Annotated in this window: 20 protein-coding genes; 13 read left to right on the top strand and 7 right to left on the bottom strand. The window is 67.1% G+C overall.

Features of this window, described 5'->3' with window-relative positions:
* Nucleotides 1-44: 44 nt before the first annotated feature.
* Entirely contained in the window at nt 45-515 is a 471-nt protein-coding gene (locus OU994_RS29240) for a hypothetical protein (protein WP_281608748.1), read from the top strand.
* Here OU994_RS29240 and OU994_RS29235 read toward each other — a convergent pair.
* A complete protein-coding gene (locus OU994_RS29235; RefSeq protein ID WP_281608747.1) occupies nt 501-1,730 on the bottom strand; it encodes a Xaa-Pro peptidase family protein in 1,230 nt (409 codons plus the stop codon). The genes OU994_RS29240 and OU994_RS29235 overlap by 15 nt on opposite strands.
* Before the next feature lie 207 nt (nt 1,731-1,937).
* Entirely contained in the window at nt 1,938-4,490 is a 2,553-nt protein-coding gene (locus OU994_RS29230; RefSeq protein ID WP_281608746.1) for a M4 family metallopeptidase, read from the bottom strand.
* A 530-nt stretch (nt 4,491-5,020) separates the two neighbouring features.
* On the opposite strand from OU994_RS29230, the gene OU994_RS29225 reads away from it, so the two are divergent.
* Nucleotides 5,021-5,686 carry a hypothetical protein gene (locus tag OU994_RS29225; protein WP_131143877.1) on the top strand — a complete coding sequence of 222 codons (666 nt, stop codon included), beginning with the start codon at nt 5,021-5,023 and terminating at the stop codon, nt 5,684-5,686.
* A gap of 123 nt (nt 5,687-5,809) precedes the next feature.
* On the opposite strand, the gene OU994_RS29220 is transcribed toward OU994_RS29225, so the two are convergent.
* From OU994_RS29220 to argH, 3 genes are all read right to left on the bottom strand, one after another.
* Nucleotides 5,810-7,468, bottom strand: a complete 1,659-nt coding sequence (locus tag OU994_RS29220; RefSeq protein WP_281608745.1) for a TRAP transporter large permease subunit — start codon at nt 7,466-7,468, stop codon at nt 5,810-5,812.
* Between the two features lie 13 nt (nt 7,469-7,481).
* The gene (locus OU994_RS29215) at nt 7,482-8,054 is read right to left on the bottom strand and encodes a TRAP transporter small permease subunit (RefSeq protein ID WP_131148839.1); all 573 of its coding nucleotides are present in this window, start codon (nt 8,052-8,054) and stop codon (nt 7,482-7,484) included.
* A 131-nt stretch (nt 8,055-8,185) separates the two neighbouring features.
* Nucleotides 8,186-9,586 carry an argininosuccinate lyase gene (gene argH / locus OU994_RS29210; RefSeq protein WP_281608744.1) on the bottom strand — a complete coding sequence of 467 codons (1,401 nt, stop codon included), beginning with the start codon at nt 9,584-9,586 and terminating at the stop codon, nt 8,186-8,188.
* 105 nt (nt 9,587-9,691) lie between these two features.
* On the opposite strand from argH, the gene OU994_RS29205 reads away from it, so the two are divergent.
* The 8 genes from OU994_RS29205 to OU994_RS29170 all read left to right on the top strand — a co-directional run bounded on the left by OU994_RS29205 (nt 9,692) and on the right by OU994_RS29170 (nt 20,844).
* On the top strand, nt 9,692-10,300 hold the full coding sequence (locus tag OU994_RS29205; RefSeq protein ID WP_281608743.1) for a hypothetical protein: 609 nt from the start codon (nt 9,692-9,694) through the stop codon (nt 10,298-10,300).
* Between the two features lie 160 nt (nt 10,301-10,460).
* Nucleotides 10,461-13,205: a TonB-dependent receptor gene (locus OU994_RS29200; RefSeq protein WP_373922637.1), complete on the top strand. Its 2,745-nt coding sequence runs from the start codon at nt 10,461-10,463 to the stop codon at nt 13,203-13,205.
* 138 nt (nt 13,206-13,343) lie between these two features.
* Nucleotides 13,344-14,576, top strand: a complete 1,233-nt coding sequence (locus OU994_RS29195; protein ID WP_281608741.1) for a cyanophycinase — start codon at nt 13,344-13,346, stop codon at nt 14,574-14,576.
* Between the two features lie 125 nt (nt 14,577-14,701).
* The gene (locus OU994_RS29190; protein WP_281611750.1) at nt 14,702-16,201 is read left to right on the top strand and encodes a DUF4331 domain-containing protein; all 1,500 of its coding nucleotides are present in this window, start codon (nt 14,702-14,704) and stop codon (nt 16,199-16,201) included.
* Between the two features lie 10 nt (nt 16,202-16,211).
* Nucleotides 16,212-16,451: a hypothetical protein gene (locus OU994_RS29185; protein ID WP_281608740.1), complete on the top strand. Its 240-nt coding sequence runs from the start codon at nt 16,212-16,214 to the stop codon at nt 16,449-16,451.
* A 13-nt stretch (nt 16,452-16,464) separates the two neighbouring features.
* Nucleotides 16,465-17,628, top strand: a complete 1,164-nt coding sequence (locus tag OU994_RS29180) for a lipopolysaccharide assembly protein LapB (protein ID WP_281608739.1) — start codon at nt 16,465-16,467, stop codon at nt 17,626-17,628.
* On the top strand, nt 17,625-18,845 hold the full coding sequence (locus OU994_RS29175) for a HupE/UreJ family protein (protein WP_281608738.1): 1,221 nt from the start codon (nt 17,625-17,627) through the stop codon (nt 18,843-18,845). Before OU994_RS29180 ends, OU994_RS29175 begins: the two co-directional genes overlap by 4 nt.
* A gap of 1 nt (nt 18,846) precedes the next feature.
* Complete coding sequence (locus OU994_RS29170; protein WP_281608737.1) at nt 18,847-20,844, top strand: TonB-dependent receptor; 1,998 nt, start codon at nt 18,847-18,849, stop codon at nt 20,842-20,844.
* Here OU994_RS29170 and OU994_RS29165 read toward each other — a convergent pair whose 3' ends face one another.
* Entirely contained in the window at nt 20,845-21,540 is a 696-nt protein-coding gene (locus OU994_RS29165) for an anti-sigma factor domain-containing protein (protein ID WP_281608736.1), read from the bottom strand.
* Entirely contained in the window at nt 21,537-22,136 is a 600-nt protein-coding gene (locus tag OU994_RS29160) for a sigma-70 family RNA polymerase sigma factor (RefSeq protein WP_307731764.1), read from the bottom strand. The genes OU994_RS29165 and OU994_RS29160 overlap by 4 nt, the downstream gene beginning before the upstream one ends.
* A 113-nt stretch (nt 22,137-22,249) precedes the next feature.
* On the opposite strand from OU994_RS29160, the gene OU994_RS29155 reads away from it, so the two are divergent.
* The 3 genes from OU994_RS29155 to OU994_RS29145 all read left to right on the top strand — a co-directional run bounded on the left by OU994_RS29155 (nt 22,250) and on the right by OU994_RS29145 (nt 25,608).
* Nucleotides 22,250-23,659 (top strand): IgA Peptidase M64, encoded by a 1,410-nt coding sequence (locus OU994_RS29155; RefSeq protein ID WP_281608735.1) that lies wholly within the window; start codon nt 22,250-22,252, stop codon nt 23,657-23,659.
* 142 nt (nt 23,660-23,801) lie between these two features.
* Nucleotides 23,802-24,269, top strand: a complete 468-nt coding sequence (locus OU994_RS29150) for a hypothetical protein (protein WP_131143886.1) — start codon at nt 23,802-23,804, stop codon at nt 24,267-24,269.
* A gap of 274 nt (nt 24,270-24,543) precedes the next feature.
* Entirely contained in the window at nt 24,544-25,608 is a 1,065-nt protein-coding gene (locus tag OU994_RS29145; RefSeq protein WP_281608734.1) for a patatin-like phospholipase family protein, read from the top strand.
* Nucleotides 25,609-25,828: the final 220 nt, after the last annotated feature.

Genomic DNA, 25,828 nt, shown 5'->3' with positions numbered 1-25,828 from the left:
GATTGGTGAGCTTTCGGCGTGGCCGAAGATAGTATGATGCAAGGATGACTGCTACCACCTGCTCCAGCTATCCGGCCAACGCCTTGTTCCGCAAGGAGCGGGCCGGGATTTATCCGTACGCCACCGGCCGTGACCTGGCCATCCTGGGCATGCTCCTGCTGACCGTGATCGGCGGCCTGCTGCTGGCGGGCCATTGGCTTGGTTATGCCAACTTCGTGCTTCCCGTCGTGACCGGAACGACGACAGGCATCGTGATGGGAGTCCAGCAGTACCGGCCCGTGCATGGCGTGGTGCCGGCGGGAGCGCGTACGGCATTGCTGGCCCAGCTGGCTGACCTGGGATTCATCGCAAGCGACGGCGCCGGCAATGAAGCGCTGTTCGTCCACAAGGCGCCGCGCTGGCGCCGGTGGGATGCGAACCGGGTCACCTTGCGCCAGCGGCCGGATGGCGATTTCGACGCGGCGCTGCCGCATTGCGTCTTCCACCGCATGAAGGACCGGTCACTGGCCCTGTAGACCGGACGGATCGTCGAAGGGGTTGTCAATCGAGCGGGCCGGCCGGGTAAACCAGCGCGGCCCGTTTTCCGTCATGTAGAAGTGGTCTTCGTGGCGGATGCCGAATTCGCCCGGCACGCAGATCATCGGTTCGTTCGAGAAGCACATGCCCACGTCCAGCGGGGTCTTGTCGCCGCCCACCAGGTACGGCCATTCATGGATATCCAGGCCGATGCCGTGGCCCGTGCGGTGCGGCAGGCCGGGCAGGGCGTAGCCGGGGCCGAAGCCGGCCGCCGCCAGCGAGCGGCGCGCCGCCGCATCGACTTCCTCGCACGGCACGCCCAGCTGCGCCGCATCGAACGCGGCCTGCTGCGCAGCCTTCTCCGCATTCCACACGGTCCGCTGGCGCTCGCTCGGCGTACCGAACACGTAGGTGCGCGTGATGTCGGAAATATAGTCGTGCAGCTTGCAGCCGGTATCGACCAGCACCGTGTCGCCGTCCTTCAGCGTCTGCACGTACGACACGCCGTGCGGGAAGGCCGTGGCTTCGCCGAACAGCACGATGACAAAATATGAGCCGGCCGGCGCGCCCACCTTGCGGTGCGCAAGATCGATGAAGTCGGCCACTTCCCTGGTCGTGATGCCTTCGCGCAGGATGCTGGCGGTGGCCACGTGCACGGCCAGCGTCATGTCCTTGGCGCGCTGCATCAGCGCGATCTCGGCCGGCGACTTGCGGGTGCGGCAGTGAGCCGTCACCGTCCGTGCATTCTCCAGCAGGTAGCCCGGGGCTTGCTGGCGGATGCCGTCCGACGTGAAGAAGGGCGTGCTTTCATCGATGCCGATGCGTGCACCCGGCTCGATGCCCAGCGCCCGCAGGGTGTCGACGAACAGGGCGCACGGGTTTTCATGCTCGTGCCATGTGTGGATCGGTCCATCGACCACCATGAAATCCCGCAGCGTGGCTTCCTCGAAGGCCGGCGCCAGGTAGGCCAGCGCGCCCTCTGCCGGCAGGACCGCGCCCACCATCCGCTCGCTCGGGTGCCACTTCATGCCGGTGAAATACAGCAGGTTCGTGCCCGCGTTCAGCCACAGTGCCGCGATGCCCTGCGCGCGCATGAACGCCTGCGCCCTGGCGATGCGCGCCACGTGTTCCTCGCGCCCGATGGCCACTGCGCCCGCTGTCATGTTCGACAGCGCCGCCAGTGCCTGTTCGATGGTGTTTCCTCCGATGCCCATGTTCCCTCCTCGAAAAGAAGCGGGCATCTTAGCAGTGCCTTGCAGAACTGTTGTAAAAAAGATGGGGACTGTCCCTCCCAGGGGGACTGTCCCTCCTATGGGACTGGGAGGAGTGCAGGCTTGCAAGCCTGCACCGTTTCGCAGGCGCGGAGCATGCTCCGCGAAACCCCTGCTACCCCCCGACTTGATGGCAGTTTCAGGAAACTATTACTGGGTTACCACACTCACCTTGTCGACCACGAACGAGGTTTGCAGCGAGCTGTCCTCGGTCGCCGCGAACGACAGCCGCACCGTCTGGCCCTTGTAGGCGGCAAGGCTGAAGGTGCGCACCTGGTAGCCGGCGGCGGCGTTGGCGTTCGAGTAGGTGGCCAAGGTGCCGAGCGTGGTGCCGGACGTGTTCTTCACGGTGACGGCCAACCGGTCATAGACAGTGGAGCCCGATTCGGCCGTGTCGATGTGCAGCGCGAACGTCAGCGAGGCGGCGGTGGCGGTCGCCGGGATCGATATGTCCTGCGTCAGCGTTTCGGTCGTCGTCCGGCCGTTGCCGCCCAGCCAGGCGTAGCGGCTGCCTTCGTACGCCGTCTGCCCGGAGAAGGTGCCGATGGCGCCAGTGCTGCCGGCCCAGCCGGTGGCGCCCGATTCGAAGCCGCCGTTGGTCACCCGTTCGCTGCCCGTGCCGCCGCCACCGGTGCCGCTGACGGTCAGCGTGGCATTGCCCGACGTGACGGTGGCCGGCGTGGAGGCCGAGTCGGTCACGGTGGCCTTGAACACGGCGCCATTGTCGGTGGCCTGCGCGGTGAACGAATACGCGGCGGACGTGGCGCCGCTGACCAGCGCATTGTTGCGGTACCAGCGGTAGCTGTACGGCGCGGTACCGCCGGTTGCCGAGACGGTGAAGCGCGCGGTGCCGCCGGCGGAGACGGTCATGCCGGCCGGCTGCGTGGCGATCGCCAGCGAGGTGCCGCCGCCGCCGCTTTCGGCCACGTCCGTGCCCACGTTGATCGCCGCATAGGCGCGCTTCACGGCGATGGCTTCGCGGCTGCCGGCGCCATACAGTTCCTCGGCCGAGGCGATCATCTTGGCGCGCGCATCGGCGTAGTTGGACGACGACGTGAGCTTCGTCGTATTCGCCTTGAACCAGATGCGGAAGGCCTTGTCGTTGCCGATGCCCGTCATCGCCCGCGGCTGCTGCGTCAGGTAGGCGCTGTAGTACTCGCTGCTGCTGGTAGCGTTGGAACCCTGCGACAGGAAATAGAACATGCGGTTGTTCGGCCCGGAGCTGTAGTGCACGTTCAGGTTCCTCAGCGACGACGTCCACGCGTTCGGGCTGCTGCCATCCTTGCTCGGCTTGTACAGGTAGCGCAGCGGCTGGCCGGAGCGGCTGATCTCGCGGCCCATCACCCAATCGTTGCCGGTGGCGGGGATCACGCTGCCCGTCCCGCCGGCGCGCGCGTAGGCTTCCGTCATCTCGCCACCGATGTCGGACGACGATTCGTTCAAGCCGCCCGATTCGCCCGAGTAGATCAGGTTCGACGTGGCGTCCGTCACGCCGTGGTGCATCTCGTGGCCGATCACGTCGATCGAACCCAGGTTGTAGAACGTGCTGCCGCCATCGCCGATGTACATGCACTTGCAGCCTGGCTCGAAGAAGGCGTTGTCGTACTGGTTGTCGACGTGGACGGCGATGTAGGTCGACGTGTCGTTGCCATCCAGGCTTTGCCAGCCCAGCACGTTCTTCATCGCGTCGTAGGTGTTCATCAGGCCCCACAGCGCATTCACGGCCGCGGTCTGCCCGTTGGCATTCGTCGTGCTGCCGCCGTTGATGTACTGCTGGCCATCGCCCCAGGTGTTCGTGGTGTTCGTGTAGATGCTGCCCGGGTTCGGATTCGTTTCCGGGCTGTGGTTCGCGTTCGTGATCGCCATGCCGCCGTAACGGCCGCCGGTGCCGCGCGAACCGTCGAGCATCTGGTACGTGCTGCCCGACAGCGTGGTATTGATCGGCACCGTGCCGTTGTACTGGCTCTTGCCGGTGCCGGCCACCGTTTGCAGCGCATCCCATTCGGCGATCAGCTCGCCCGTGTGCGCGTCGACGATGCTGTCGCGGTACACCAGCTTCTTGTTGACGGCCATGCGTGTCTGCACCAGGTAGGCCAGCGCATAGCGCTCGACCACTTCTTCCACATCCAGCGCGTTCAGTGCCGCCTCGGATTTCTTTTCCGCGCCCGGCACGCGCACGGTCTTCATCACCGGGTAGATCAGCAGTTCCGCTTCCGGCTTCCAGCGGTGCTTGCCCACCGGCGCGACGCGGCGTACCACGCTGGCGATGGCGTCTTCCTTCGAGATCGCCGGCGCCACGTCCGGTGCCGGCTGCGCACTGGCCGCCGTGGCGCGCGAACCGTCGAGGCCTTCGCGGCGGCTGGAGGCCGATTCGCTAACGATCTCGCCATCGTCGTCGGTGACCACCACGGATTCCGAACCGAATACCCGCAGGCCCTTCCACGTATGCTGCGCGCGCACGATACGCGTGCCTTGCGTGCCGGGATGCTGGCGGCCCACCTTGAAGCCATGGTCTTCATCGAGGCCCGCGGCGGCACGGCGCGACGCCAGCCGGTTTTCCAGGCCGGCCCTGGCGGCGGCAGTCATTTCCTGGGCCGGCGCGGCCATCAGGCTGTCGGGCAGGATGCCGCGAGATTGCGCCGCGGCGCCGCCGAAGGGAAGGATGGCGATTGCGGCCGCCAGGATGCTCAAGCGAAGGTTCATTTCTTCTCCAATGTGAGTGACAGGCCCGCTGTGACCGCGGGTGAACGCGACACTATGCAACCGGCACATCGCATGTCAAAAATCTTCCGAAATGAGTCGCTGAGCTCCCGTTTGTTAAGAATGGGACATTCTTTCAGGCACGAACGTACGTGCCGCGGCGCACGATTGGCGCCCTTGTCGGCGCCATGCAACGGTCGCGAATTGTGGCGTGCTTTTTCACGCCTGCGCAACAATTCGCTTTACACTACCCACAGCACCGGCAAGCCACGCATGCCTGCCGGGCCAACGATAACAGCGCACCGGGAAGGTACACATCATCAGTAAGCGCTGAGCACATTCAGGGACGCACAACCATGACCATGCCATCACACCGCCGCTTCACCCTGGCTCCTCGCCGCCCGCCCCCGCTCCCGCCACCCGCTTAGGCCTTCGCCGCTTCCTTTCACTTTCCGCGCGTTCGTGCGATCCGCCATGTCCGGCGGTGGCACCGCGCATGCCATTTCAAGGAGCGCCCTCGCGGGTGTGGAGCCATGCTGTCCATCGCTACCAGAGTAGAACGCATCGTCATGGAGTCGCCCTTCCTCAGCGAGGGCTTGCGCCGTGGCCTCATCAACCTGTCGGAACTGGCGCGCCAGCTGCAGCCGCAGCTCGAGAGCGACCTGTGGAAACCTGTCGGCCAGGCGGCCGTGGTGATGGCGCTGCGGCGCCTGGCCGAGCGCCTGCCGGGGCAGGGCTGCGACGATACCCGGGAAATCCTGCTGGCCCGGCGCACCGGGCAACTGACCGCGCGCACCGACCTCGTCGAACTGACGTGGCGCGAATCGCCGCGCATCGACCACTGCCACCGCGAACTGCTGGCGCAGGCCGGCCGCCGCGGCGACATGTTCCTGACCGCCACGCGCGGCGTCAACGAAGCGATGGTGATCTGCAGCCGCCCGCTGATCCCGCTGGTGGAAGCCGTGTTCGACGGCGAATGCCTGCTGGCGCGGCTGGAAAACCTCGACGCCGTCACGCTGCAGCTGACCGCCGACTCGCACCGCACCCCCGGCATCTACCACGCGATCCTGAAGAAGCTGGCGTGGGACAAGGTCAACCTCGTCAACCTGATTTCCACGCACACGGAGCTGACGCTGATCCTCGAGCGGCAGCACACCGGCGCCGCATTCGCCGTGCTGGCCAGCCTCGTGCAGCACTAGTTGCATCAAAAACGGTGACTGTCACCATTTTCCAGGAAATGTCAAAAACGGTGACTGTCACCATTTTCCAGGAAATGTTGCAAAACAAATGGTGACTGTCACCGTTTTTCCGCCAGCGGCACGCTACTTCTTCTCCGGCTCGTCCGTCGAGAAGTTCAGTTGCGGCGCCTCGCCTTCCGCCGGTTCTTCCGCAGGGGAGCCGTAGTCGGCAGGGGCGTCGATCTTCAGTTCGACTTCCTCGGTCATGTCGGTACGGGTTTCCACGGACACCAGTTTCGGGAAGGCGATGATCAGCACGACCATCAGCACCTGGATGCACACGAAGGGAATCGCGCCCCAGTAGATGTCGGACGTCTTCACCGCCTTCGGCGCCACCGAGCGCAGGTAGAACAGCGCGAAGCCGAACGGCGGGTGCATGAACGAAGTCTGCATGTTCACGCCCAGCAGCACGCCGAACCAGATCAGGTCGATGCCCAGCTTTTCCGCCACCGGGCCGACCAGCGGCACGAGGATGAAGGCCAGTTCGAAGAAATCGAGGAAGAACGCCAGCACGAAGAACAGGATGTTCACGGCGATCAGGAAGCCGGTCGAGCCGCCGGGCAGGCTGGTCAGCAGGTGTTCGACCCACAGGTCGCCGTTCACGCCACGGAACACGAGCGCGAACACGGTGGAGCCGATCAGGATGAAGATCACGAAGCACGACAGCCGCGTGGTCGACATCATTGCCTGCTTCAGCAGGGGCCAGGTCAGGCGCCGGTTCATCAGCGCCAGCACCAGGGCGCCCACGGCGCCCATGCCGCCGCCCTCGGTCGGCGTGGCCAGGCCGATGAAGATGGTGCCCAGCACGAGGAAGATCAGCGCCAGCGGCGGGATCAGCACGAACACCACCTTCTCGGCCATGCGCGACAGCAGCCCCAGTTTCAGGTAGCGGTTGGCCAGCGCGAACAGGAACGCGCCGACGATGCCCAGCGCGGCGGCGAAGATGCCCACTTCATCGCGGTGCGCCTCCGGGTGGTGCAGCTCGTACCAGGAAGCAAAGGCGTAAAATGCCGCCACCGCAGTCACCAGCAGCACCAGCAGCGAGCGCACGCCCGAATCGCCGTTCGGTTCGCGCAGGTTGCGCGCCTCCAGCGGCAGGGCCGGCGCCTTGTGCGGCTGGAAGATCGCGACCGCCGCCACGTAGCCGGCATACATCGCCGTCAGCAGCAGGCCGGGGATGAACGCGGCCTTGTACATGTCGCCCACCGAGCGGCCCAGCTGGTCGGCCATCACGATCAGCACCAGCGATGGCGGGATGATCTGGGCCAGCGTGCCGGAAGCGGCGATCACGCCCGAGGCCAGCCGCCTGTCGTAGCCATAGCGCAGCATCACGGGCAGCGAGATCAGCCCCATCGAGATCACCGAGGCGGCGACCACGCCGGTGGTGGCGGCCAGCAGCGCGCCGACGAAGATCACGGCGAAGGCGACGCCGCCGCGGATCGGGCCGAACAGCTGGCCGATCGTGTCGAGCAGGTCCTCGGCCATGCCGGAGCGTTCCAGGATCAGGCCCATCAGCGTGAAGAAGGGGATGGCCAGCAGCGTGTCGTTGGCCATGATGCCGAAGATCCGGTTCGGCAGCGCCTGCAGCAGTTCCGGTTTCAGCAGGCCCAGCTCGATGCCCACGAAACCGAAGAACAGGCCGTTGGCGGCGAGCGCGAAGGCCACCGGGAAACCGCACAGCAGGAACAGCACGAGGGTGCCGAACATGATCGGCGCGATATTGGCGATGATGAATGCTTCCATGTCCCGTGCTTCCTCAGTCGATCCGGTTGGCTTGCTTGATGGCGTCGATTTCCTGCTGCGGCGTCGGTGCCTGCTTGACGAAGGCGCGCTCGTCGAGCCGCCCGAGCAGGTACTCGATGCGCTTGATGATTTCGGACACTCCCTGCAGGATCATCAGCGCGAAGCCGACCGGTACGAGGATCTTGGCCGGCCACACGATCAGGCCGCCGGAATTGCTGGACATCTCGGCGCTGCGCACCGATTCATAGGCGAAGGGAATCCCGTAGTACAGGATCACGCAGCAGATGGGCAGGAGGAAGAGGAAGAAGCCGAACAGGTCGATCCAGACCTGGGTGCGGCGGGAAAAGCGGCCGACGACCACGTCGATGCGGACATGCTCGTCGCGCCGCAGCGTGTGCGGCGCGGCCAGCATGAAGACCGCGGCGAACAGGTACCACTGGATCTCCAGCCAAGCATTGGAACTGGCATTGAACGTATAGCGGATCAGCGCGTTGGCCGCGCAGACCAGCACCGCGGCAAGCAGGGCCCATGACACCGCCGCCGCGATCCTGTCGTTCAGTTCATCGATTGCCCGGGATATTGCCATCAACATCGTTGTCTCCTTTGCTTTTATTAGCGGGCGCTGCTCTGGCGCCCAAGATGCTTAGGTGATGCGGTGACGAGGGCGATCGCTTACATGGCCGTGACTCCCCGGGTGGTCTGCTTGCCGGCCATCGGTCAGTTACCGGCCAGTTGCGCACGCACGCGCGCGATCGCGGCGCGTACCTGGTTCGGCGCGGTGCCGCCCACGTGGTCGCGCGCGGCCACGGAACCTTCCAGGGTCAGCACCTCGAACACGTCTTCGCCGACCAGCGGGGAAAACGCGCGCAGCTGCTCCAGCGACAGGTCGGCCAGGTCGCAGTTCGCGTCCACGCAGGTGCGCACCGCATGCGCGACGGCTTCGTGCGCATCGCGGAACGGCAGGCCTTTCTTGACCAGGTAGTCGGCCAGGTCGGTCGCGGTGGCATAGCCCTGCAGCGCGGCGGCCCGCATGGCTTCCGGCTTGACGGTGATGCCGCCGGCCATGTCGGCGAAGATGCGCAGCGTGTCGACCACGGTGTCGACGGTGTCGAACAGCGGCTCCTTGTCTTCCTGGTTGTCCTTGTTGTAGGCCAGCGGCTGGCCCTTCATCAGCGTGAGAAGGCCCATCAGGTGGCCGTACACGCGGCCGGTCTTGCCGCGCGCCAGTTCCGGCACGTCCGGGTTCTTCTTCTGCGGCATGATCGAGGAGCCGGTGCAGAAGCGGTCGGCGATGTCGATGAAGCCGACACGGGGGCTCATCCAGATCACCAGTTCTTCCGACATGCGCGACACGTGCGTCATGATCAGCGAGGCGGCGGCCGTGAATTCGATGGCGAAGTCGCGGTCCGACACGGCGTCCAGCGAGTTGTGGCAGACGTCGTCGAAGCCCAGGCTCTGCGCCACGCGCAGGCGGTCGATCGGGAAGGTGGTGCCGGCCAGCGCCGCGGCGCCCAGCGGCAGGCGGTTGACACGCTTGCGGCAGTCGGCCATGCGCTCGGCATCGCGGCCGAACATCTCGACATAGGCCAGCATGTGGTGGCCGAAGGTGATCGGCTGGGCCACCTGCATGTGCGTGAAGCCCGGCAGGATCGTCTCCGCGTGCTGTTCGGCCAGGTCCACCAGGGCGCTGCGCAGCTGGGTCAGCAGGGCGGTGATGTCGTCGATGGCCGAGCGCACGTACAGGCGGATATCGGTGGCCACCTGGTCGTTGCGCGAACGGCCCGTGTGCAGGCGCTTGCCGGCATCGCCGGCCAGTTCGGTCAGGCGCTTCTCGATGTTCAGGTGCACGTCTTCCAGGTCCAGCAGCCATTCGAACTGGCCGCCTTCGATCTCCGCGGTGATCTGCGCCATGCCGCCACGGATCGCTTCCAGGTCGGCGGTGGGGATGATGCCCTGCGCGGCCAGCATTTCAGCGTGGGCCAGCGAGCCTTCGATGTCGGCTTTCCACATGCGCTTGTCGAAGAATACCGAGGCGGTGTAACGCTTGACGAGATCGGAAACGGGTTCGGAGAAGCGGGCCGACCAGGCCTCGCCTTTTTTGGAGAGTTGTTCAGTCATGATTAGGGAGGTCCAGGTAATCCGGCGATTATAGCCAACGTTGGCGCCCTTCCGTCCTTTTGTCGGCCGGTGCTATTGTTGTGTTTTTGAGTACAGGAGCCCACGATGAAGAAGTCGATCGCGATGTTCGTGTTGTCCGCCGCTTCGGCCGGCATGGCCGCAAGCGCGGTTGCGCAGCCCGCCGCGGCCAGGGCGGCACCCCCGGCCGCCTCGCCCGCCGCCGCCGCTTCCAGCCCTGTTACCAGCCCTTCCAGCCCTGCTTCCGCCATCGTTGCCGACGTGGCCAGCGTCGATTCCGTGATCGCCGCGCTGTACGACACGATCTCCGGCCCGGCCGGCAAGGCGCGCGACTGGGACCGCCTGCGCGCGCTGTTCCGCCCCGATGGCAAGATGATCGTGCATGGCCGGAACCGGGAAGGCGTGTTCACTACCCGCGTGCTGTCGGTGGACGACTACATCGCCCGAGTCACGCCGCTGTTCGCCAAGGAGGGCTTCTTCGAATCGGAACTGGCGCGCAAGAGCGAGCAGTTCGGCCAGATCGCCCACGTGTTCTCCACCTACGAATCGCGCCATGCGAAAGAGGAGGCCAGGCCGTTCCAGCGCGGGATCAACAGCATCCAGCTGGTCAACGACGGCAAGCGCTGGTGGGTGCAGTCGCTCGTGTGGCAGGCCGAGACGGATGGCAATCCGCTGCCGGAGCGCTACCTGAAGTGATCGAAAGCCCGGCGCGGATGGATGCGGCGCCGATACCTTGAACGACGTTTGTGCACCACGCCCACCCCGAGCACGTTTGAGTTTTGCCGCCGACCTGCGTACATTAGCGCGCGAATGTCAATTTTGGCAGAAAAACATGATCGATCGGAGAGCGGGAACGATGGGCAAGCCTCACCACCAGAAAACACAAAATAAAGTTCGTCATTGCCTGCATGGGCGGCTGGCCGCCGGCGCCGTCATGGCGTTGGCGGTGCAAGCCGCATGGGCGCAGGACCCGGCCATCGGGAACAGCGTGCCGCGCGTGGAAATCACCGGTTCGGCGATCAAGCAGATTGAATCGGAAACACCGCTGCCCGTGCAGGTGGTCACGCGCGCGGAAATCGACAAGGCCGGCGTGACCACCGCGGCGGAGCTGATGACGCGCATTTCCGCCAACGTGGGCGGGCTGACGGACGGCGTGTCGATCAATGTGGGCGGCGTCGACCAGCGCGGCATGAACAGCGCCAACCTGCGCGGCATCGGCACCTCGTCCACGCTGGTCCTGCTCAATGGCCGGCGCATGGCCAACTTCGCATCCCCCGGCGACGATACCGGCGTGGACCTGAACAACATCCCGGCCGCGGCGCTGGCCCGCGTCGAAGTGCTGCTCGATGGCGCATCGGCGCTGTACGGCACCGATGCGATCGGCGGCGTGATCAACTTCATCACGCGCAAGGATTTCCAGGGCATCGAGCTCGGTGCCTATGGCGGCGGCACCGACGAAGGCGGCGCGGCCAAGCGGCAGGCCACGATCAGCGGCGGCATCGGCGACCTGCAGAAGGATGGCTACAACGTGTTCGCCACCTTCGATGCGCAGGAAACCGAGGCGCTGCGTTCGTCGCAGCGCGAATTCATCGGCGGGCTGCGCATTCCCGAGCGGCTGGGCCACCTGCTGTCCGGCTACACCAGCCCGGCGAACATCCGGCTGTCGCGGGACCAGCGCGATTACCTGAATTCGATCGGCTTCACGGTGGGCGGACGCGAGCTGACGAACCAGACCATCAACCTGTCGATCCCGCAATGCAATTCGCCGGCCAACCTGTACCTGCCCGATGGCACCGGCGGCATCGATGCCTGCACCTACGACTACATGCGCGACACGGAGCTGTACCCGAAGTCGGCCAAGCAAAGCTTCCTGTCACGCGGCGTGCTGGACCTGGGCGGCGGCCACCAGCTGTACGGCGAAGTGATGCTGAGCCGGGCACGCACCAGCTACGTGGGCTCGTCGACCCGCGTCACCGGCGACATCGACTACAGCCTGGTGCCGGCGCTGGCCGGGACCGGGCTGGAAAATTCGGAAGATGGCGACCGCATGCTGCAGCTGCGCATGCGCCTGCTGGAGGCGGGCAACCGCACCAGCGAGCTGACGAGCATCGGCCAGCGCTACGTGGTGGGCGTGAACGGCACCTTCGGCAAATGGGATTACGACGTGGCCTACAACCATAGCGTGAACACCGTGAAGGACCGGGACACGCACGGCTATGTGCTGTACAACGAACTGATCGAAGGCATCTCGGCCGGCCTGATCAATCCGTTCGGGCCATCGGGCGCGGAAGGGAGGGCGTACCTGGAAAGCATCCAGGTCAACGACGTGGTGCGCCATGCCAGGGGCGTGATGGATTCGGTGGACTTCAAGGCCACGCGCACGCTGATGGCGCTGCCCGGCGGCGACCTGGCGATGGCGGTGGGCGGCGAATGGCGCCGCGAGAAGACCGACTTCACGCCATCCGAACTGCTCCTGACGGACAACATCAACGACGATCCCGCCCCGGAAGGCGGGCGCGCCACGCACGACAGCCGCAAGGTGGCCGCCCTGTTCGGCGAGCTGCAGGCACCGTTCGCGAAAGAGTGGCAGGCGCAGCTCTCGGCGCGCTACGACCATTACGAAGCGGTGGGCCGCGCCTTCAGCCCGAAGCTTGGCCTGTCGTACACGCCGGTGAAATGGGCGATGCTGCGCGCTTCGGCGGGCCGCGGCTTCCGCGCACCGTCGATGACCGACCTGCACCGTCCCACCGTCTACAGCGTCACGGCCACGCTGCCCGATCCCGTGCTGTGCGCCGAACTCGATTACAACTACGCCGATTGCGCGAACAACTGGGATACGCGGCGCTACAGCAATCCTGGCCTGAAACCGGAACGCAGCCGCCAGTACTCGATCGGGGCGGTGCTGGAACCGACCCGCAACATCACCACCAGCATCGATTACTGGAAGATCAGGCGCACCAACCTGATCAGCGAGATCGGCGACGACATCATCCTGTCCAACCTGGAAAAATATGGCGACCTGGTGCATCGTGACGAAGACAATGAAATCGAGTACATCGACCTGTTCAAGGAGAACCGCGGCGCGCAGGTTGCCAGCGGCATCGACCTGGTGGTCGACCTGCACGGTGTCGATACGCCGGCCGGGCGCTTCGGCGGCCGGCTGTCGGGCACCTATGTGATCGATTCGAAGATCCAGACCGCGCCGGGCGACCCGTTCATCAGCAACCTTGGCCGCTTCGTCACCGACGGCGTGGTGCAGCGCTGGCGCCACACCATCACGTTCGACTGGGAGAAGGGGCCGTTCTCGGCCAGCCTGTCGAATACCTTCTCGTCGTCGTACGAAGACCAGAATTCGGCGATCAACATCGATGACGGCAGCGTGGTGGAACCGAACCACGTGACGTCCTACTCGCTGTGGGACATGTCCGCCGCCTGGCAGGCGAGCCGTGCGCTGAAAGTGCGCGCGGGGGTGCAGAATATGTTCGACCGCAGCCCGCCGTACTCGAACCAGGCGTACCACTTCCTGTCAGGCTACGACCCTACGTACACGGACCCGCGCGGCCGCCGCTTCTATGCCAGCGTGAATTACGCGTTCAAATAAGGAGAGCCGATGTCCAAGCCGGGCTTCAAGCCAGATTTCAAGCCAGGTTTCAAGCCAAGGTTCAAGCCAAGGTTCAAGCCAGGTTTGAAGCCAAACCTCGCCGCGAGCCTCGCCACGCGTTTCGCCACGGCTTGCGTCATGATTGCAGCGCTGGCCAGCCCGGCAGCCACGGCGCAGACCCTGGCGCCGGTGCCCGAGGAACCGGCGGCGTCGCGCGCGCCGCTGCCGGCGGCCAAGGGTTCGCTGGTGATCATCGGCGGCGGCCTGCGGGCCGACAATGCCGATGTGTGGCAGAAGATCGTCGGCCTGGCGGGCGGCAAGGGCGCCCGCATCGCCGTCTTTCCCTCGGCATCGGGCAACCCGGAGCGGGCCGCCGCCACCAGTATCGCCTACCTGAAGAAATACGGCGCCGAGCCATTCGCGGTGCCGGTGGCCCAGCGGCTGGCCAACAGCGACTACCGCAAGGCGGCGGACGATGCGGCGCTGGCGGAAAAGATCCGCAAGGCCGATGGCGTGTACTTCGCCGGTGGCGACCAGGCCCGCATCACGCAGGCGCTGATCCGCGAGAACGGCACGCGCACCCTGGCGCTCGAGGCGATCTGGGACCTGTACCGCCGCGGCGGCGTGGTGGCCGGCACCAGCGCCGGCGCGGCCATCATGAGCAGCACCATGTTCTACCGGCCCGACGCGATCCTGGCGATGCTGCGCGGCGGCGTCAAGGACGGGCAGGAGATCGCCCCGGGCCTGGGCTTCATCGGCGACGACGTGTTCGTCGACCAGCACCTGCTGGTGCGTGGCCGCTTCGCCCGGATGATCCCCGTCATGCTGGCCAAGAACTACAAGCTGGGGCTGGGGGTGGACGAGGATAGCGCGATGGTCATCAATGCCCAGCGCGAAGTGGAAGTCATCGGCTACACGGGAGCGCTGCTGATGGACCTGTCGCTGGCGGTCACCGACACCAGCCGGCCCGATTTCAATGTCAGCAATGTGCGCATCAGTTACCTCGACCGGGGCGACAAGTTCAACATCATCACGCAAAGCTTCACGCCGTCGCCGGACAAGGCCGGCGGCCGGATGGACCCCGCCCGTACCGCGCTGCGCGGTCCCGTGTACAGCAACGATATCCTCGGCAACAAGGCCGTCGTCAACATCATGGAGCGGCTGATCGACAGCGACCAGAGCGAGGCGATCGGCATCGCCAGCGGCAACCCGCGCTCGACGGCGCCGGAAGTGGGCTTCGAATTCCGCTTCACCAAGACGCCGGAGACGGTCGGCTACATTTCCAATACGGTCGAGGCCTATTCGGTGCTCAACGTGCGGCTCGACATCCGGCCGATCGATATCCCCAGGCCACTCTACAAGTACCGCTGAATCACGCCGGCGATTGTATTGCTGAGCATGAAACAATAAATTAAAAATAATTGAATCCGCCCGGCGCGCCGGTGCGTATAAGGCCACGCTGTCTCCACTACATAAAGGGGAATATCGTGGTCAACCTGATTCAACGTTCGTTACCCGTTACACTGCCGTTCGCACTGGCGCTGCTGTCCTTGCCGGCGCAGGCATCGAGTCACCGCGAAGCGCCGTTCATCGCCGGCATGCCGCGCGCCGATGCGACGGACTTCTACATGTTCCGCAGTTACGAGCCCGGCCGCGAGAAATTCGTCACGCTGGTGGCCAACTACCTGCCGCTGCAGGACGCCTATGGCGGGCCGAACTACTTCCAGCTGGATCCCAATGCGCTGTACGAGATCCACGTCGACAACAACGGCGACGCCAAGGAAGACATCACGTTCCAGTTCCGCTTCGCCAATACCAGCCGCAACGACGCCTTCGTTGTCGGCGGCAAGAAAGTACCGATTCCGCTGATCATCAATGGCGGGGCCATCAGCGACGTCAATCCGCCAGGCCTGAACGTGCGGGAAACCTACTCGGTGACCGTGGTGCGGGGCGACCGGCGTACCGGCACGCGGGACCGCGTCGGCAACCCCAGCGGCGCGAAGGTGTTCGACAAGCCGGTCGACAATATCGGCAACAAGGCGATTCCCGACTATGCCGGCTATGCGGGGCGGCACGTGGTCGACGTGACGATTCCGGGCTGCGACACGCCGGCGCGGATGTTCGTGGGCCAGCGCAAGGATCCGTTCGCCGTGAACCTGGGTGAAACGTTCGACCTGGTCAACTACAAGTCGCCGGCGGTGGAATTCGACGCGAACGCCGAGCGCAGCGCGCGCGACGACCTGGCCGACAAGAACGTGACGACGATCGCCATGGAAGTGGCGGCCAGCTGCCTGGTGGCCGCCGGCGGCGCCGATCCCGTCATCGGCGCCTGGACCACGGCCAGCTTGCCGCAGGCGAGGCTGATCAATCCGGTGCCGAATAACCTGAACAGTACTACCAAGGAGGGCGGCGCCTGGACCCAGGTGTCGCGCCTGGGCATGCCGCTGGTGAACGAAGTGGTGATCGGCCTGAAGGACAAGGACCGCTTCAACCACAGCCGCCCCAACGGCGACACGCAGTTCCTCGACTACGTGACCAATCCCACCTTGCCGGCCCTGGTGGAAACGCTGTTCGCGAGCGCTGGCGTGAAAGCGCCCACGAACTTCCCTCGCAATGACCTGGTGACCGTGTTCCTGACGGGCGTGCCGGGCCTGAACCAGCCCGTGAAAGTGACGCCGTCCGAGATGCTGCGGCTGAACACGGCCATCGCGCCGGTACCGAAAGGGGCGCAAAAACGGCTTGGCGTGATCGACGGCGACAATGCCGGCTTCCCGAACGGCCGCCGGCCCGGCGACGACGTGGTCGATATCGAACTGCGCGTGGCGATGGGCAAGCTGTGCACGCTGAACCTGGGCTGCGCGCCGGCCCAGGCGCCCTCCGGCGCGATCCGCTTCACCGATGGTGCCTACCTGGATGACGGCGCGTTCGACGCGGCGTTCCCCTACCTGACCACGCCGATCGCCGGTTCGCCGCAATCGGTCGCGTCGCGGCCATAAGGAGAGCACCATGAAGACGGCTTGTTTCGTGGCGGCCCTGCTGCTTGTCGGTTGCGGTGGCGGCAGTGGTGATTCGCCGGCCGGCGCGGGCCCGGCCGCTCCTCCTCCCGCCCCCGGCCCCGTGGCCGGGGCCGATGCCTTCGTCACCAGCGTGCAGGGCCTGCTCGGCCGCGATGCCGATGGCGAGCCGGTCGCGGTCGAGAGCGGGGCAAGCCCGGTCGACGACCGGGAACCGCAGGTGCTGAACTGAGCCGGGGCGCGCCGTGAAACGCCCCCTTGCTATCGCGGCGCTGGCGCTGCTGCCCTTGATGCCCCTGATGCAAGGGGCGGCGGCGCCGCGCACGCCGGCCTCCGGCAACGAAATCATCGCCGAACTGCCGCGGCAGGACGATGGCCTGCGCACGTTGCGGGCCGCCGTGGCGGCGGCGCCGCGCGACCCGGCGCCCGCGGTGGCGCTGGCGCGGCGCTACGTGGCGCTGGGCCGCGGCAGCGCAGACCCGCGCTATTACGGGCAAGCCCAGGCGGTGCTGGCGCCCTGGTGGGGCCGGCCGGACGCGCCGAACGAGGTACGGCTGCTGCGCGCCACGCTGCTGCAGAACGGCCACCATTTCACCGAGGCCCAGGCCGAGCTGCGCCGCATCGTGGCCAGCGAACCGCGCGCCGTCCAGGCCTGGCTGACACTGGCCACGGTACAGGCGGTGCAGGGCGACAGCGCCGGCGCGGTCGCCAGCTGCGCCAGGCTGTCGTCGCTGACCGGCCAGCTGGAGACCTTTGCCTGCCTGGCCGTGGCCGGCGCCAACACGGGCCGGATGCGCGGCGCGGAACGGCTGCTCGCCCTCGGCCTGGAGCGTGGAGGCGATGCCGCGCCGGACACCCGGACATGGGCACTGACCATGCTGGCGGAATTCGCGGCGCGGCGCGGCGACGTGCCGTTGGCGCAGCAGCGCTTCGCCGCCGCGTTGCGCGCGGCACCCACCGACAGCTACCTGCTGGGCGCCTACGCCGACTTCCTGCTGGACCGGGGGCGCGCGGCCGACGTGCCGGCATTGCTGCGCGACCATCACCGCAACGACGCGCTGCTGCTGCGCCATGCGCTGGCGCTGCGCGCGCTGGGCAGGCAGGAGGCGCTGGCGCCGGTGCGCGCCGAGCTGCAGGCCCGTTTCGATGCCGCCGCGCTGCGCGGCGACACGGTGCACCTGCGCGAACAGGCCCGCTTCACGCTGCACGTGCTCGGCGATGCCCGGGCTGCCCTGGCGCTGGCGCAGCGCAACTGGCAGGTGCAGAAGGAGCTGGCCGATACTCGCCTGCTGCTGGAAGCCGGGCTGGCGGCGCGCGACCGGACGGCGCTGCAGCCGGTGCTGCGCTGGATCCGCGAGCAGGGGCTGCAGGACGTGACCGTCGCGCGGCTGGCGGAGACGGCATCATGACAACTCTCGCCGCCCCCTCCAGGCTCCCGCTTTTGCTCCATCTTCTTTCTCATCTCCTGCTGCCGCTCCTGCTGCTGCAGGCGCTGCCGGCCTTCGCGCACAAGCCCAGCGACAGCTACCTGGTATTGCGCGTGGATGGCAGCCGCATCGAAGGGCACTGGGATATCGCGCTGCGCGACCTCGACATGGCCGTGGGCCTCGATGGCGACGGCGATGGCCGGCTGACGTGGGACGAGCTGCGCGCCCGGCATGGCACGATCGAGGCCTATGCGCTGTCCCGGCTCAGCATCGCCGCCGGCGGTGTGCCGTGCACGCTCACCGCCGGCCCCCAGCAGGTCGACCACCACACCGATGGTGCCTACACGGTGCTGCCGTTGCGCGGCACGTGCGCCGCCACGCCGAAGGAACTGACCGTCGCGTACCGGCTGTTCGGCGATGTCGATGCGCAGCACCGCGGACTGCTGCGCATCGGCGCGGGCAAAAAGGGCGAGATGGCCCGCACCGCCATCCTTGGCGGCGAGCGGCCGGTGCAGACCGTGCCGCTGGCGCGGGAACACACGGCCAGCCAGGCGCTTCGCCAGTTCTTCGATTACGTACGCCACGGTGCCTGGCATATCTGGATCGGCTACGACCACGTGCTGTTCCTCGTCTCGCTGCTGCTGCCGGCCGTGCTGGTGCGGCGCGAGGGCGGCTGGCGGCACGTGCCGGCATTCCGGGGCGCCGCCACCGACGTGCTGAAGACGGTGACGGCGTTCACGCTGGCCCATTCGCTGACGCTGGCACTGGCCGCGCTGGGCGTGGTCGCGCCGCCGGCACGCTGGGTCGAATCGGCGATCGCCGCTTCCGTCGTGGTGGCCGCCCTGAACAATGTGTGGCCCGTGATCCCGGGCCCGCGCTGGGCGGCGGCATTGCTGTTCGGCCTGGTGCACGGCTTCGGTTTCGCCGGCGTGCTGGCCGACCTGGGCTTGCCACGCGGGGCGCTGGCGGCGTCGCTGTCCGGCTTCAACCTGGGCGTGGAGCTGGGCCAGCTGGCCATCGTGGCCGTGGTCCTGCCGCTGGCGTTCGCACTGCGCGCCACGCACGTCTATCGCCGCGTGCTGCTGCCGGGCGGCTCGCTGGCGATCGCCGTGATTGCCGCGGTCTGGCTGGGCGAGCGCGCTTTCGATGTCAGCGCCGTCGACCTGCTCGCAGCGAACTTCCTTGCACCCGGAGCCTGACATGTGGCGAACCATTTTCACCGCGGGCGGCCTGCTCGCGGCGACCTGTTGCGCAGCCGCCGAACCCGGCATGGCCGTGGTCCAGGTCACCGGCCAGCGCGCTGGCGGCGCCGATGCCGCCAGCGCCGGCAGCGTGGGCGCGGCGGAAATCGCGGCCCGGCCGCTGCTGCGCACCGGCGAGCTGCTGGAGTTCGTGCCGGGCCTCGCCGTCACCCAGCACAGCGGCGACGGCAAGGCCAACCAGTATTTCCTGCGCGGTTTCAACCTCGACCACGGCACCGATTTCGCCACCTTCGTCGACGGCATGCCCGTCAACATGCGCAGCCATGCGCACGGCCAGGGATACTCGGACCTGAACTTCGTGATGCCCGAGCTGGTGCGGCGCATCGACTACCGCAAGGGGCCATATGCCGCCGGCGACGGCGATTTCGCTTCGGCGGGCAGCGCGCGCATCGGGCTGGCCGATGCCGTGCCGGATACCGCCAGCATCACGGCGGGCCAGCATGGCTACCGGCGCGCGGTGCTGGCCGGAACCACAGCGGGCGGTACTTCAGCGGACAGGCTGCTGTATGGCCTCGAGGTACAGCGCAACGACGGGCCCTGGACCGTTCCGGAAGACGTGCGCCGCTTCTCCGGCGTGCTGCGCTGGAGCGGCGGAAGCGGGGAAGGCGGCGCCGAAGATGGCTGGCACGTGACGGCCATGGCCTACCGCAACCGCTGGCGGGCGACGGACCAGATCCCGCTGCGCGCCGTGGCGCAGGTCGGCCGCTTCGGCAGCCTCGATGCCAGCGATGGCGGCCGGGCCTCGCGCTACAGCCTGTCCGCCGGCCGGCAGGGTCCGTGGGGCGGCGGCCGCGTCGAACTGAACGCTTGGGCGGTGCGCTCGGCGCTCGACCTGTACAGCAATTTCACCTACGCGCTGGACCGGCCGGACGACGGCGACCAGTTCCGCCAGAGCGAGCGGCGCCTGATGCTGGGCGGCGATGCGGAGTATGCGTGGCGCGGCACGCTGGCCGGGCTGGAACTGGACAACCGCGCCGGCGTGCAGGTGCGCAGCGACCGGGTGTCGCCAGTCGGGCTGTACACGACCGTGGCACGCCGCACCATCGCCACCGTGCGCGAAGACCGGATAAAGGAGAGCAGCGCGGGCGTGTTCGCCGAGAGCTCGGTGCAGTGGACGCCGTGGCTGCGCACGGTCACCGGACTGCGCGGCGACGCCTACCGCTTCGATGTCGACGGGCGCCGCGCCGATGCCACGATCGCCACGCCGAAGCTGGCCGTCATCGCCGCGCCGTGGCACGGCGCGGAACTGTTCTTCAATGCCGGCCATGGCTTCCACAGCAACGATGCGCGGGGCGTGGTGGATGGCGTGACGCCGCTGGTGCGCACGCGCGGCATGGAGCTCGGCCTGCGCAGCGAGCTGGCGCCGGGGCTGGAGACATCGCTGACGGCGTGGCGCCTGGCCAGCGCTTCGGAGCTGGTCTACGTGGGCGATGCCGGCATCACGGAGCCGAGCCGCGCCAGCCGGCGGCGAGGCATCGAGTGGAACACGCAACTGAAGCGCGGGCCATGGCGGGCCGACCTGGACTTGGCCGTCTCCCGGGCCCGCTACACGCAGCCGGCGGAGGAGGGCGACCGGGTGCCCGGCGCGCTGGAACGGATGGCGACGCTGGACGTGCGCTACGCGCAGGCCGGCGGACGCTGGTCGGCCGGCTTCGACGTGCGGTACCTGGGGCCGCGTGCGCTGGTGGAGGACGGCAGCGTGCGCTCGCGACCGTCCACGCTGGCCGCGGCACGCATCGGCTACCGCTTCGGCCAGCACACTCGGCTTGCGCTGGACGTGTTCAACCTGTTCGACCGGCAGGCCAGCGACATCGAGTATTACTACGCTTCCCGCCTGCCCGGCGAGGCGCGGGCCGGACTACCCGGGCGCGACGACATGCATTTCCACCCCGTCGAACCGCGCACCGTGCGGCTCACGCTCAGCCACGCGTTCTGATCACAGCACGCGCACCCAGGCCCCCTTGTACAGTACCGGCCCGGTAGGCGCGTTCGGGTTCGGCGAGCCGCCCTTCGGCTCCAGGCTGACGGCCAGCACCGCGACATCCGGCCCCAGCGCCCGGTCGCTGAGCGCGATCGCGGCGCTGCCCCGTTCGTCGAGGATGCCCAGCGAACGCGGCGTGCCGGCCTGCGTGATGGCCCACAGCTGCAGCGTGCGGTCGCCAGGCACCGGCGTGCCGCTCACCGCGCGGATGGCGATCACCTTGTTGCGGCGGTCCGCCGTGACCAGCACCGCCGCCCGCGCGCTGTCGTCCGTCAGCGCGGCGAAGGTGTCGATGCTTGGCGCCGGCTCCTGCACGGCAAGCACCACCGCCAGCGCCACGGCCGCCGCGGTGGAAGCGCCAGCCAGCATGCGCCACCATTGCAGCGCCTCGCGGTACCACGGCCGCGCCGCGCCATCCTCCAGGCGCAGGCGCTGGGCGATGCCGCGCCATACGCGGGCCGGCGGCTCCTGCGGCGGCGCGAATTCGGCCAGCGGCACCAGCCGGTCGCGCCATTCGGCCACCGTGCGGCGCAGGGCCGCGTCGCCATGCAGCCAGCCTTCGAAGCGGCGCCGCGCGCCACCCTGCAGCGTGCCGAGCACGTATTCGGCGGCCAGGCGGTCGCACAGGTCGGGATGGTCGCGGTGGTTCATGGCGCCTCCCCCCGGGCCAGGCACGTCTTCAGCCGGTCCAGGCCGCGGCGGATCCAGGTCTTCACGGTGCCGAGCGGCAGTGCCAGCTGCTGCGCCACTTCGCCGTGGGTCAGGTCATGGAAGAACGCCAGGCCGATGGCTTGCTGGTGGCGGCGTTCCAGCGTGGCCATGCAGCGCGCCAGCGCCTGCGCCTCGGCCGAGCGTTGCAGCGCATCTTCCGGGCCGGGACCGGCCGTGGCCAGCGCGGCGACGATATCGCTGTCGAAACCTTCCGCATCGATTTCGACCGGATGGTCCTGGCGGCGCCGGATGTCGAGCGCCTTGTTGCGCACGATGGTGGCCATCCATGTCATCGGCGCGGCCAGCGCGGCCTGGTAGGTGGCGGCGGCATGCCAGATGGCGACGTAGCCATCCTGCAGCGCTTCCTCGGCCAGTTCGCGCTTGTGCAGGATGCGCAGGGCAAAGCCGAACAGCCGTGGCGCGGTGGCGTCGTACAGCGTGCGGAATGCTTGCGCATCGCGGCGGGCGGCGGCGAGCAGCAGGCCGTGCAGGTAATCCGGAATCTGGTCCGGATCTTTCGGGGTGTCGTAGGGCACGGCGCTCGGTGGCTGGGAGGTGGTAACTGCAGGTTATCCTGCTTTGTCCGGGCGGGCAAGGACTGCCGGTGCCGCGGTTACAATGGCCGCCACATTTGTTTACAGGAGCTTGTATGCGCGCGTTTTTCCTCGCCGGCCTGGCCTGTCTCACCTGCGCCGGCACGGCCTTTGCCGCCCAACCCGCCACCGTGCGCGTCGACTATCTCCACAGCGGCAATGCGCTGTCGGAGCACTACGCGCTGGACCGCGTGGTGATCGAACCGCTGCCCTGGCCGGGCGACATGACGCGCACGCTGGACGACACCGACCGCGGCATCAACAAGGTGGAAGTGGTCGATGCGAAGACGGGCAAGCTGCTGTACTCGCGCGGTTTTTCGACCGTGTTCGGCGAATGGAAGACGACCGACGAGGCGGGCAAGGCGACGCGCGCGTTCGGCGAATCGGTGCGCTTTCCGAAACCCGACGCCCCGGTCAAGGTGCGCATCCTGAAACGGGACGAGCGCAACCAGTTCTCGATCGTGTGGACGGCCGACGTCGACACCGATGCGCTCGACGTGGTGCGCAAGCAGCCGCCGGCACCGGCGCAGCCGATCCCGCTCCGGGTCAGCGGGCCATCGCCGCAGAAGGTCGACCTGCTGATCCTTGGCGACGGCTACACGCGCGCCGAGCTGAAGAAGTTCGAGCAGACCGCGAAGCGCCTGGCCGACTACCTGTTCACCGTGTCGCCGTTCAAGGAACGCGCGCAGGACTTCAACGTGTGGGGCCTGGCCGTGCCGACCGAGGAGCCGGGCGTCAGCCGGCCGTCGACGAACACCCATCACGCTTCGGCGCTGAACACCCGCTACGACATCTTCGGCAGCGAGCGCTATGTGCTGACCACCGATAACCGCGCGCTGCGCGACATCGCCCAGCACGCGCCCTACGAGTTCATCGAGATCCTCGTCAACAACGATACCTACGGCGGTGGCGGCATCTACGGCCAGTTCAGCACGGCGGCGGCCAACAACGACTGGGCCAACTACCTGTTCGTGCACGAGTTCGGCCACCACTTCGCCGGGCTGGCGGACGAGTACTACACGTCGCCGGTGGCTTACCAGGCGAGCGCCGGGCGCCCGGAGCCGTGGGAGCCGAACGTGACGGCGCTGCACGATCCGGCCAATGTGAAATGGCGGCACTTCGTCAAGCCCGGCACGCCGCTGCCGACGCCGTGGCCGAAGGACGCCTACGAAGCCCATTCGCGCGAGTACCAGAAGGTGCGCGCCCGGCTGCGCAAGGACAACCGGCCCGAAGCCGAGATGAGCAAGCTGTTCGCCGAAGATCTCGCCTGGACCGGGCGCCTGTTCTCGCAGGCGCCCCACGCGAAGACGGTGGGCGCGTTCGAGGGCGCCAACTACGAGGCCAAGGGTTACTACCGCTCGCAGCAGCAATGCCTGATGTTCGACCGCAGCGAAGCCTTCTGCGCCGTGTGCGCGGAGGCGGTGGGGCAGACCATCGACCTCTACTCGCGACCGGGAAGAAAGTAAGAAAGATAACAAAATGTTACTAGGTTCGATACCGCACAGTGGATATCGGTTGGAAACTTTATTCTGATCCCGTGACAGAACAAAACGCATTCAACAACGTACAACAACGTACTCCGATAAAACCACTGGAAAGGTGTCTATCATGAACAAACTGCTCGCAACCCTGATCGCCGGCGTCTTTGCAACCACCGCCTACGCCCAGTCGAACGATGTCGCCAAGGCCCAGGCCGAAGCCCAGCAGGACATCGCCAAGGCACAGCAAAAGCAGGCCAAGAAAGTGGCCAACGCGGATGAAGATGTAGCGAAAGCCCAGTCGAAGGCCAATGAAAAGGTCGCCAAGGCCCAGGAAAAGGCCAACAAGGAACACCTGAAGGCCGGTGAAAAAGTGGCCGACGCCGATCCGGAAGACCGCCTGAAGGCCGAAGCCAAGGCCGACAAGAAGATCGCCGCCGCCGATGCCACGGCCGCCAAGAAAATCGCCAAGGCCGATGCCAAGGTAGCCGAGGAAGTGGCTGAAGCCGACAAGGAAAAAGCGCTGGCCGCCGCCAAGACCAACGAAGCCATCGCCAAGGCCAATGCCGACGTGAAGAAGGAAGCTGCCAAGCACTAAGCCGGCAGCGCAGTAAAGAACGCCTGGGGCCGTGTTGAACGACACGGCCCCAGGCGTTTTGCCGTTCAGTGAGCGGCATGCGATGCAGCCAGTGGCAGCAGCGCCCCGGTGTCGGACACCGGTGTTCGTTCCCGACATCCCGCGGAATCCGCGAACGCTATCGGCGGTTCCTGCGCCGCTGTTGCTTTCCGTGAGCCATTGACGCGGATCAACACCGCCTCGCGTCCGCCCGGCAATCTGGAACTTCTCTTGATCTGTTCGTACGGAGGAGTTCATGAAAAAGCCGATGGCATTGATCCTGCAAGGTGGCGGTGCGCTGGGGGCGTTCGAGTATGGCGTGGTCACGGCGCTGGTCGAGGAAGGCTGGTATCCGAGGGCGGTCACCGGTGTGTCGATCGGTGCGATCAACGCGGCGTCGATCGCCGGCGCGAAGGATGGCGATATCGCCGCCAGCCTGAAGAAGATGTGGCAGGCGATCACACTGCCCACCGTGCCGTTCCTGCCGGCTGACAAGCAGGCCGACCTGTCACTGCTGGGCAATCCGAACTTCTGGCTGTCCCGTACCGATTACTGGAACCTGGCCGGCTGGACCAGCTTCTGCACCACGGCGCCGATGCTGGCCACGCTGGCGGCCCACCTGGACTTCGAGCAGCTCAACGATCCCGCGCACATCCGCTTCGGCGTGACGGCCACCAGCCTGCACACGGGCGGGCAAACCACGTTCTCCAACCACGTGGCCCATGGCGCGCACGTGGACAGCTGCCACCACAGGGCGGTGCGCACGAAGCTCACGCCATCCCATGTCGTCGCCAGCGGCAGCCTGCCGCCGGGCTTTCCGGCCACCCGCATCGACGGCACCGATTACTGGGATGGCGGGCTGTTCTCCAACACGCCGATCGATTCGCTGCTGAACCTGCTGGAACCGGAAGAAATCGGCTCGCTGCCGATCTTCGTCGTCGACCTGTTCCCCACCGATGGCCAGCCAACGCCGGCCACCATGCAGGAAGTGCAGACGCGCACGATCGCGCTGCAATACCAGAACCGCTTCTGGGCGCAGTATGGCGGCGATGCCAAGCTCGACGGCTTCGTGGCGATGCTCGACAAGCTGGAGACGGTGGCGGCCGGCACGGCCGTGGAATCGCTGCCGGCATTTGCCTGGCTGATGCGCCTGCGCGCGCTGAAGAACCTGCACGTGATCGCCGCCACGCCGGCGCCGGCCGGTGGCGACCACGATTTCTCCCGGCACAGCGTGGCGGGGCGCTACGAGGCAGGGTACGCGGCGGCGCAGCAATACCTGGCGCGGACGGCACCGCGGCCGCTGCTGCGGTCGGCCGCTTGAAACACAGGAACAGCAAGTGCCGGGGTCAGACCCCAAGGGCCGGCAGCAAGTGCCGGGGTCAGACCCCCGTCACCGTTGGCAGCGAGCCCTGTCGGTAGCGGTGATGGGGGTCTGACCCCAGGGGCCGCCGGTTTCGCATGCAATGCCGACGCCGGAAGGGAAGACCGGTGTCGGACATTTTTTCCGGGAGAATCGTCCGGAAAAAGTGTCCGACACCAGC

Origin of the sequence: Pseudoduganella sp. SL102 (assembly GCF_027856995.1) — a bacterium.
GTDB lineage: Bacteria > Pseudomonadota > Gammaproteobacteria > Burkholderiales > Burkholderiaceae_D > Rugamonas > Rugamonas albidiflava.
This window is presented reverse-complemented; position numbering and strand designations above follow the sequence as displayed.

Coding starts and splice junctions, on each gene's coding strand:
- OU994_RS29240 (WP_281608748.1), top strand. CDS start 45: ATGACTGCTACCACCTGCTCCAGCTATCCGGCCAACGCCTTGTTCCGC.
- OU994_RS29235 (WP_281608747.1), bottom strand. CDS start 1,730: ATGGGCATCGGAGGAAACACCATCGAACAGGCACTGGCGGCGCTGTCG.
- OU994_RS29230 (WP_281608746.1), bottom strand. CDS start 4,490: ATGAACCTTCGCTTGAGCATCCTGGCGGCCGCAATCGCCATCCTTCCC.
- OU994_RS29225 (WP_131143877.1), top strand. CDS start 5,021: ATGCTGTCCATCGCTACCAGAGTAGAACGCATCGTCATGGAGTCGCCC.
- OU994_RS29220 (WP_281608745.1), bottom strand. CDS start 7,468: ATGGAAGCATTCATCATCGCCAATATCGCGCCGATCATGTTCGGCACC.
- OU994_RS29215 (WP_131148839.1), bottom strand. CDS start 8,054: ATGGCAATATCCCGGGCAATCGATGAACTGAACGACAGGATCGCGGCG.
- argH (WP_281608744.1), bottom strand. CDS start 9,586: ATGACTGAACAACTCTCCAAAAAAGGCGAGGCCTGGTCGGCCCGCTTC.
- OU994_RS29205 (WP_281608743.1), top strand. CDS start 9,692: ATGAAGAAGTCGATCGCGATGTTCGTGTTGTCCGCCGCTTCGGCCGGC.
- OU994_RS29200 (WP_373922637.1), top strand. CDS start 10,461: ATGGGCAAGCCTCACCACCAGAAAACACAAAATAAAGTTCGTCATTGC.
- OU994_RS29195 (WP_281608741.1), top strand. CDS start 13,344: ATGATTGCAGCGCTGGCCAGCCCGGCAGCCACGGCGCAGACCCTGGCG.
- OU994_RS29185 (WP_281608740.1), top strand. CDS start 16,212: ATGAAGACGGCTTGTTTCGTGGCGGCCCTGCTGCTTGTCGGTTGCGGT.
- OU994_RS29175 (WP_281608738.1), top strand. CDS start 17,625: ATGACAACTCTCGCCGCCCCCTCCAGGCTCCCGCTTTTGCTCCATCTT.
- OU994_RS29170 (WP_281608737.1), top strand. CDS start 18,847: ATGTGGCGAACCATTTTCACCGCGGGCGGCCTGCTCGCGGCGACCTGT.
- OU994_RS29165 (WP_281608736.1), bottom strand. CDS start 21,540: ATGAACCACCGCGACCATCCCGACCTGTGCGACCGCCTGGCCGCCGAA.
- OU994_RS29155 (WP_281608735.1), top strand. CDS start 22,250: ATGCGCGCGTTTTTCCTCGCCGGCCTGGCCTGTCTCACCTGCGCCGGC.
- OU994_RS29150 (WP_131143886.1), top strand. CDS start 23,802: ATGAACAAACTGCTCGCAACCCTGATCGCCGGCGTCTTTGCAACCACC.
- OU994_RS29145 (WP_281608734.1), top strand. CDS start 24,544: ATGAAAAAGCCGATGGCATTGATCCTGCAAGGTGGCGGTGCGCTGGGG.